This window comes from Pokkaliibacter sp. CJK22405 (genome assembly GCF_046614695.1).
In the GTDB taxonomy this organism is placed as follows: domain Bacteria; phylum Pseudomonadota; class Gammaproteobacteria; order Pseudomonadales; family Balneatricaceae; genus Pokkaliibacter.
In genome coordinates this window covers 294,768-302,374 of the sequence record NZ_JBKKHQ010000007.1, presented here as the reverse complement: position 1 = coordinate 302,374, position 7,607 = coordinate 294,768, and the positions used below count along the sequence as shown (strand labels likewise).

7 protein-coding genes and 1 pseudogene are annotated in these 7,607 nt (G+C 53.4%); all 8 read right to left on the bottom strand.

What is annotated here, in order from left to right:
• Positions 1–263 (bottom strand): annotated as a pseudogene (locus tag ACKC9G_RS04535) (flagellin); the annotation flags it as partial.
• A gap of 157 nt (positions 264–420) precedes the next feature.
• Positions 421–1,365, bottom strand: a complete 945-nt coding sequence (flgL, locus tag ACKC9G_RS04530) for a flagellar hook-associated protein FlgL (protein ID WP_411403737.1) — start codon at positions 1,363–1,365, stop codon at positions 421–423.
• Positions 1,366–1,376: 11 nt separating this feature from the next.
• A complete protein-coding gene (flgK, locus tag ACKC9G_RS04525; RefSeq protein ID WP_411403736.1) occupies positions 1,377–3,017 on the bottom strand; it encodes a flagellar hook-associated protein FlgK in 1,641 nt (546 codons plus the stop codon).
• 120 nt (positions 3,018–3,137) lie between these two features.
• On the bottom strand, positions 3,138–4,166 hold the full coding sequence (flgJ, locus tag ACKC9G_RS04520; RefSeq protein ID WP_411403735.1) for a flagellar assembly peptidoglycan hydrolase FlgJ: 1,029 nt from the start codon (positions 4,164–4,166) through the stop codon (positions 3,138–3,140).
• Positions 4,167–4,176: 10 nt separating this feature from the next.
• Positions 4,177–5,286 carry a flagellar basal body P-ring protein FlgI gene (locus ACKC9G_RS04515; protein WP_411403734.1) on the bottom strand — a complete coding sequence of 370 codons (1,110 nt, stop codon included), beginning with the start codon at positions 5,284–5,286 and terminating at the stop codon, positions 4,177–4,179.
• 16 nt (positions 5,287–5,302) lie between these two features.
• Positions 5,303–5,983, bottom strand: coding sequence for a flagellar basal body L-ring protein FlgH (flgH, locus tag ACKC9G_RS04510; protein WP_411403733.1), 681 nt, complete (start codon positions 5,981–5,983; stop codon positions 5,303–5,305).
• A 21-nt stretch (positions 5,984–6,004) separates the two neighbouring features.
• Positions 6,005–6,790 (bottom strand): flagellar basal-body rod protein FlgG, encoded by a 786-nt coding sequence (gene flgG, locus ACKC9G_RS04505; RefSeq protein WP_411403732.1) that lies wholly within the window; start codon positions 6,788–6,790, stop codon positions 6,005–6,007.
• 11 nt (positions 6,791–6,801) lie between these two features.
• Complete coding sequence (gene flgF, locus ACKC9G_RS04500; protein WP_411403745.1) at positions 6,802–7,542, bottom strand: flagellar basal-body rod protein FlgF; 741 nt, start codon at positions 7,540–7,542, stop codon at positions 6,802–6,804.
• Positions 7,543–7,607: the final 65 nt, after the last annotated feature.

Genomic DNA, 7,607 nt, shown 5'->3' with positions numbered 1-7,607 from the left:
GCAGTGGTGGTTTCCTGCAACGCGCCTTCAGCAACCTGCGCCACGGAGATACCGTCATTCGCGTTAGAGATCGCCTGGTTCAGACCCTGAACCTGGGATGTCATACGGTTAGAAATCTGTAAGCCCGCCGCGTCATCCTTGGCGCTGTTGATCCGGTAACCGGAAGACAGACGCTCATAGGACGTGGACAGGGAATTGGTTGAATTCATCAGCTGACGCTGGGCATTCAGGGAAGAGGTATTGGTATTTACATAAATGGACATTTGGGTCTCTCCTAAATTCTTTTTTAATCCGATGCTATATCTGCATCTTTGATATTTAGGTTATCGACCCCTCACGAATTTTCTTTAGTTATTTTTTGGTGAATTTGGGCAATAAAAAAGAGGGCATGTGCCCTCTTCTACCCAGACAGCCCAATCCCTAGAGATAGTCAAAAAGACTCATGCCCTGCACCTTGGCATAACTGGCCTGCGCTATCTGCAGAGCATTGGTACGGGTGGTTAAATTAGTAATCGCCTCGTAGGTATCCACCTCGACCAGACTGGCCTTGGTGGAGGTATCTGTAATATCACTGGCTTCGGCAGAACTCTGCACATCATCCGCGACATTCAGCCTGGCGCCGATACTGGATTGTGTCTGTTGCAGCTGCGAATAGGCGCTTTCCAGATTGTTCAGATACTTATCCAGATCTGCGGTCTGGGTCGGATCATTCAGTACTGTGGCAGCCTCACTGATGACATTGAGGATGTTGGTACTGTTCCCCGTGGCATTACCACTGCCATCTACTTCGTCAAAGACGAAAACACTATCGCCAGCATCACCGTTGGAAAGAGAAACGTAACTGGAAAGTGGCACTTCATTTTGACCACTGTCACCCTGATAGGAATAGGTCTGATAGGTAGTACTCAGTGAAGGGTTATCTGCAGTGAATGCTTCCGTATCGGTCGCGTGGCCTGAAAAAATATAATTTCCCGAGGAGTTTTTGGCGTTCATCAGGTCCTGCATTTCGGACAGACGCTCTTGTAACTCGGTGGCAATCGCCTGCTTGTCAGTATCATCCAGACCGCCATTACCGGCCTGAATCAGCAGGGTCTTAATGCGAAGCATCGAGGTGTTTACACTGTCGGTGATGCTTTCTTCATACTCAAGAGAGTTAACCAGTGAAGTGGTGTTTTTTTGATACTGCCCACTCTGAGCTAGCTTGCTCTCCAGCCGGCTGGCCTGAGTTGCCGCTGCGGGGTCATCCCCTGCAGTGAGCACCCTCATCCCCGTACTGAGCTGATCATTGGCTCTAGACAGCTCTTCCTGATTTTTCTGGATGGACGTCAGGCCTTGACGATAAAGTTGTTGAGAAGAAATGCGCATAACCCCTCCCCTCAGCTAATCGCAGAAATCAATGTGGCAAATGTACTTTGGGCCGCCGCGATAACCTGTGCGGCTGCCTGATAGGCTTGCTGATATTTGGTCAGATTGACCGCTTCCTCATCCTCGCTGACCGCAGAGATCGAGTCACGACGATTCTGAGCATTCTCAAGCAGAATACTGTTACTGGCCTCTGCTGCTGTTGCCTTACTGGCATAGCCGCCAACATCACCAATGATTTGTGAATACCCACCCTCGAATGTCAGTGTACCGCCATTCAGCAGCTTGGTATTTTGCAGCTCAGCCAAGGCTGTGGCATTGGTGTTATCACCATTAACACTCGTCGTACTGCCACTGGCAGCGAAGGCCAGCTCTCGCTCGCTCAACCCAGTGGTACTCACTTCACTCGCAAAGTTGTAAGTCGGACGAATCAGAAAAGTATCGCCATCACCCGGCGTACCGGAAAAGCTTAAATCCAGACCATCGACGGTAAAGTTCGGGCCGGCACCGGTGGCCACCGTGGTGTCATCACTGGCTCGGGTAATGGTGTAGTTACCGGAGGTCGCATCATAACGAACGGAATAATCGCTTGATGTCAGGGTCGAGAGATCAGAGCCTGCTGGAATCGACAAGACGCCGGAGCCTGTGCCCGTGTTATTGGAACTGGCCAAAACACGGTTAGAGACAGTGTAGCTACCAGACAGTTCTGGCTCGAACAGCGACTGACCGGCGTTACCGTCCAGATCCACACCGTTTTGCAAGGTGGAGTTCACATTCTGGGTAAACGCCATTGCCAGCTGCCCAACCTGGTTAATGGTCGGGTTAAGAATTTCATCACGGTATTCCAGTGCCCCGCCCAGGCTACCGCCACTGATTGACGAGGAAATAACCGTCTTGGAATTCCCCGCCGTAATATCGAGCTGGCTACCGTCGTATTCGCCAGAGACCACATTCAGCTGGGTGGACGTACCGCCTGAAACCAGCGCCGTGCCATTACTCAGATAAATGTTGGTCATGCCATTTTCAGCATCGGCCGTAGACACGCCGATTTGCTCGGAGAGCTGACGGATCAGTTCATCTCGCTGATCCTGCAGGTCTGCCACGCTATTACCGAGGTTCGACTGGTTGGCGATCTGCGTGTTCAGCTCAGCCAGAGAACTGGTCATATCATTAATGCTGGATACCGACGCCGTGATGGTGTCGTTCACATTCTTCTGCTGATCCACCAGAAGATCGTTGGTCTGGTTAAAAATGCTGGCAAGTTCATCCGCGCTGGAAAGCACAAGATTACGCTGAGTCGTATCCGAAGGATCGGCAAGAGCATCGTTCACACTGCCAAAGAAATTGGAGAGCGCATCACTGATTGAAGTGGTGTCGCCGGAGATCAGGCTGTCGAGGATGCTGGCAAACTGAAGCTTGGTGGAAGACTCATTGTAGACCGACGTCTGGGTCTGCAGATCCTTCACCGCGTATTGGTTACTGACACGTTCAATATCTGTATAGGTAACGCCATAGCCGGATTGCGCATACTGGTTTACGCGCTGGCGACTGTAGCCTTCAGAGTTAATGTTGGTGAGGTTATTACTGGTCACCGTGAGACCAGCCTGGCTGGCCTTAACGCCCTGGGAACCGATACTCAACAATGAACTGGACATAACTTTACTCCCCTAATGGGCAACGTATCGGCCAAGGCGCAAAAGACTTGAGCGCTGATTATCGCAGCGCCCGTTTCTATTCACTGCAACAGCTCCTGATTCAGAGCCTTCAGGCGTCACTTAGAGCGACAGCGTACTGTGCTGCAGGATTGCCTGAGACATACGATCCCCGCGAGCAATCGTACTGATCTTGCTGGCGTATTGCGGGTCTGTCGCATATCCGGCATTTTGCAGCGCCTGAACATAGCTATCGCCATCCGAGGTTTGCTGCAATGCCTGACCGTAACGACGGTTCTGGCTGAGGAAGCTCATGTAGTCAGAGAAACTTTCCTCGTAGGAATTGTAGGAGCGGAAGTACGCATTTTCGCGCACTGGCGTGCCATTTCGGTATTCCAGCGTTGAGGTCAGCGCCTTATCACCCTGCCAGCTGCTGTCCGCCTTGATACCAAAGAGGTTGTAGCTGTTAGAACCGTCTTCATTACGAATCATGCGTTTGCCCCAGCCAGATTCCAAGGCCGCCTGCGCCAGCAGATAACGGGGATCGCTCCCCATGGTGGCCGCTGCTTTCTCTGCTGCGGGATAGAGCGTAGCTACAAAGTCTTCCGGGGAATCAAAACCTTCACTGCCATCGGAAGATGTCGACGATGCACTCACTCCAGCGGTGTCAGACAACGTGCTGTTAGCGGACTGTGAACTCTGACCACTTGAAATTCGCTCCTGGCGCGCCAGAAACGCATCAATGCTGCTGTCCACCTGACGCCGGGTATCCGCCAGCCGGCTGCTCGTCAGGGTTTGACCAATTGTTGGGCCATCCGTACTGCCATTACTGCCCTTGCTCAGCTGGCGAGTCAGAAACTCAGAAAGGCCAATACCACCGGCATTGGCAATTTCCACACCCAGCTGCTGATCAAGCATGTCCTGAAAATGATTCATTTCCGGCGAGTTGAAGAGACCATCCTTATTCCAGGACTGGTCTGCTTCACGCATGGTACGAAGCATCTGGTTAATAAACAGCGACTCAAACTGCTGCGCCACTTTCTGCAGTGCTTCGGGCGAGGCATCCTTGCCATCCTTGACCTGGTTTTTCAGCGTTTGCAGCTGACCAAGGTCGGAATAGAGCTGGGATTGCGCAGTAGCCTGCCCGATCATGATAAGTACCTCAGATCACAACCAGATCAGCGTGCAGAGCACCTGACTGTTTAAGCGCCTCAAGAATCGCCATTAAGTCGCCCGGTGCAGCACCAACGCTGTTAACGGCCTTGACGATATCTTTGAGGGTGGACCCCGGAGACAGTTCAAACATGTGACCACTGCCTGCATCGACTTCAATACCGGTACGCGGTGTCACCACAGTTTGACCGCCGGAAAGCGGTTCAGGCTGATTAACCTGAGGATTTTCCGTAATGGAGACTGTCAGAGCGCCATGAGTGACAGCAACCGGTGAAACACGCACGTTTTCACCAATAACGATGGTTCCGGTTCTGGAGTTGATGATGACCTTGGCACGCTCATCACCCTCGGTGATTTCCAGATTTTCCAACACGGAGAGATAAGACACACGCTGAGAAGGATCCCGAGGCGCACGCACCCGGATGGAGGTTGCATCCATCGCTTCAGCCACACCGGCGCCCAGCAGATTATTGATCTGCTCGGTCACGTGCTTGGCCGTGGTAAAGTCGGGGCGGTTAAGATTGAACACCAGTGAGTCACCTGTATTGAAACCGGAAGCAACGGCTTTCTCTACGGTGGCACCTGCAGGAATCCTGCCAACGTTAAGCACGTTAACGGTGATCTTGGAGCCATCCTGCCCATCGACACCAAAGCCACCCACCACCAGATTCCCCTGCGCCATAGCGTAGACCTGACCGTCCGCACCTTTCAGCGGTGTCAGCAGCAGCGAACCGCCACGCAAACTCTTGGCATCCCCCAGAGAAGACACGGTCACATCAATGGTTTGACCTGGCTTGGCAAAGGCCGGTAAATCCGCATGAACGGCAACAGCGGCAATATTTTTCGACTGAGGGTTGGTGCCGCTCGGCAAAGATATGCCGAACTGGGTCAGCAGGTTCTTGAAGGTCTGCGAGGTATAGGCGGCACTACTTTTGTCACCGCTGCCATCCAGACCCACAATCAGACCGTAACCCACCAACTGGTTAGTACGGACACCGGCCACCTGAGCAATATCTTTCAGGCGCTGAGTAATTGCCGCCTGCGCCGAGGGCATGGCGATCCACAGACAGAGAAAAAGCGACAGGATACGTTTCATCATCACTCAGCTCCTGAAATCAGAATGGCCAGATCGCACTGATAAAGAAGCGACTCAGCCAGCCCATGGTTGCCGCTGCCTGCGTCTGGCCATTACCACTGTAGGTAATGCGCGCATCAGCAACACGGGTAGAAGAAATCTCATTCTCGGGTGTGACATCCTCCGGCCGAATCATGCCGGTGATGCGGATATATTCATCCCCTGTGGACAACGTCAGCCACTTCTCCCCACGCACTTTCATGATGCCGTTAGGCATCACTTCCGATACGGTGACGGCAATGGTGCCTGCCAGGTTATTGGCCTGACTGGTATCACCACTGCCACTGAAGTTGCTGGAGCCACTCAGGCTGGAGTCCAGTGACAGGCCAGCAACACCGAACTGGCTACCCAGCACGGTCGGGTTGGAGATGCTGGCAGAGGCCGACTTATCAGCTGAAGACGATGCAGACTTGCTCGACTGGGTCGTCTCTTCCAGGTTGATCACAATAATATCGCCGACCCGATGAGCACGACGATCGCCATACAGGCTCATTTCAGAACCGGCCTGATAAATGGCGCCATTGGTTTCACGAGGCTGCTGCAGATCCTGCGCAGTCACGGGCGCATACTCGGGATCATTAGGCTTGGCGTTGTTCATACATCCCGCCAGCACCAACATCAGCACGCTTGCGAAAACCGCCTGTAATGCACGCTTACTCATCAACGTCACCTGAAACTGCGCTTATAGCTGCTGTGTTACGAAGGACAGCATCTGATCCGCTGTCGATATGGCCTTGGAGTTCATCTCGTACGCGCGCTGAGTGGTGATCAGGTTTACCAGCTCTTCAGCCGCGTTAACGTTGGAAGACTCCAGCATGCCCTGAATCAGGGTGCCACGACCATCCTCACCAGGCACGCCGTCATTGGGTGCGCCACTGGCGACCGTTTCCTTGTAGATATCGCCACCCATGTCCTGCAAACCGGCCGGGTTAACAAAAGTGGTGAGCTGCAACTGCCCGGCGACCTGTGGATTCGCCGTATCGCCGTTGATCACCACCTCAACCTGGCCATCACCACTGATAGTGATCTGCGTTGCATCCGCGACGTTAATCTGCGGATCCATGGGATAGCCCGACTGGTTAACGATGTTGCCATCCGCATCCAGACTCAGGTTGCCGTCACGGGTATAGCCAATGGTGCCATCCGGCAGCAGTACCCGCAGGAAGCCATCGCCGTTAATCGCCACATCCAGCGAGTTATCCGTCGTTTCCAGATCCCCCTGAGTGAAGATCTTTTCGTTGATGCCTACCCGAACACCGCTACCGATCTGCAAACCTGAAGGCAAACGGGTGTTCTCACTGGTCAGTCCACCTGGCTGACGCTTGATCTGATAAAGCAGATCTTCAAAGTTCGGACGATCCTTCTTAAAACCTGTCGTACTGATGTTCGCCAGGTTATTCGAAATGGTTGAGAGCGCGGTCTCCTGTGCGCTAAGACCGGTCTTGCCGATCCAGAGGGATGCCAACATGGATTAACTCCTTAACTCACCTGGAGAAGCTGATTTTCTTGTTGCGCGTTCTCATCAACGGCCTGCATGACCTTGACGTTGAGCTCGTACTGCCGGGAAATCGACAGCATGTTGGTGAACTCTTCGACCGCATTCACATTACTGGCCTCAAGAAACCCTGACACCATACGCGTATTCACATCGGGGGCGGCAGGCTGGCCATTTTCCTGCTGGAACAGGCCATCCTCACCCTTAACCACATCACGGATATCGGGGTTGACCATGCGGATACGATCCACATCCGCCAGATCCGTCGGCTGATCACCCTGCGCCTGAACGGAAATAGTACCGTCGCCGCCGATGGTCACTTTGGTTGCCGGTGGCAAGGCAATCGGCCCGCCATTGCCAAGTACCGGCAACCCCTTGCCGGTACGCAAAATGCCGTTTTGATCAATATGCAGATCGCCAGAGCGGGTATAAGCCTCGGAACCGTCAGGGCGCTGAACCGCAATAAAACCGGAGCCATCCACCGCCACATCGAGGTCACGACCAGTCTCTTGCAACGCACCCTGCTCGAAGTTCGTGCCGGGGTTCTCTGTCATGCTGTACACGCGGGACGGAAAGGTCTCACCAAAGACCTGCATCGCCCGCGCCTGCTCGAAATCGCTCTTGAAGCCGCCAGTAGAAACGTTCGCCAAGTTGTTGGTATGAATCGCCTGAGCCCAGAGATTCTGCTTTGCCCCTGACATTGCCAGGTACAGTGCTCTGTCCATTGACATGGTGCCTACCTCAAAACCTTTTGAGGGGTATGAGCAAGCTACGTGCCAGCCCGGCAATC

What these genes read in the sequence shown, in the direction of transcription:
- flgL (WP_411403737.1), bottom strand. Translation starts at nt 1,365, where the DNA reads ATGCGCATTTCTTCTCAACAACTTTATCGTCAAGGCCTGACGTCCATC.
- flgK (WP_411403736.1), bottom strand. Translation starts at nt 3,017, where the DNA reads ATGTCCAGTTCATTGTTGAGTATCGGTTCCCAGGGCGTTAAGGCCAGC.
- flgJ (WP_411403735.1), bottom strand. Translation starts at nt 4,166, where the DNA reads ATGATCGGGCAGGCTACTGCGCAATCCCAGCTCTATTCCGACCTTGGT.
- ACKC9G_RS04515 (WP_411403734.1), bottom strand. Translation starts at nt 5,286, where the DNA reads ATGATGAAACGTATCCTGTCGCTTTTTCTCTGTCTGTGGATCGCCATG.
- flgH (WP_411403733.1), bottom strand. Translation starts at nt 5,983, where the DNA reads ATGAGTAAGCGTGCATTACAGGCGGTTTTCGCAAGCGTGCTGATGTTG.
- flgG (WP_411403732.1), bottom strand. Translation starts at nt 6,790, where the DNA reads ATGTTGGCATCCCTCTGGATCGGCAAGACCGGTCTTAGCGCACAGGAG.
- flgF (WP_411403745.1), bottom strand. Translation starts at nt 7,542, where the DNA reads ATGGACAGAGCACTGTACCTGGCAATGTCAGGGGCAAAGCAGAATCTC.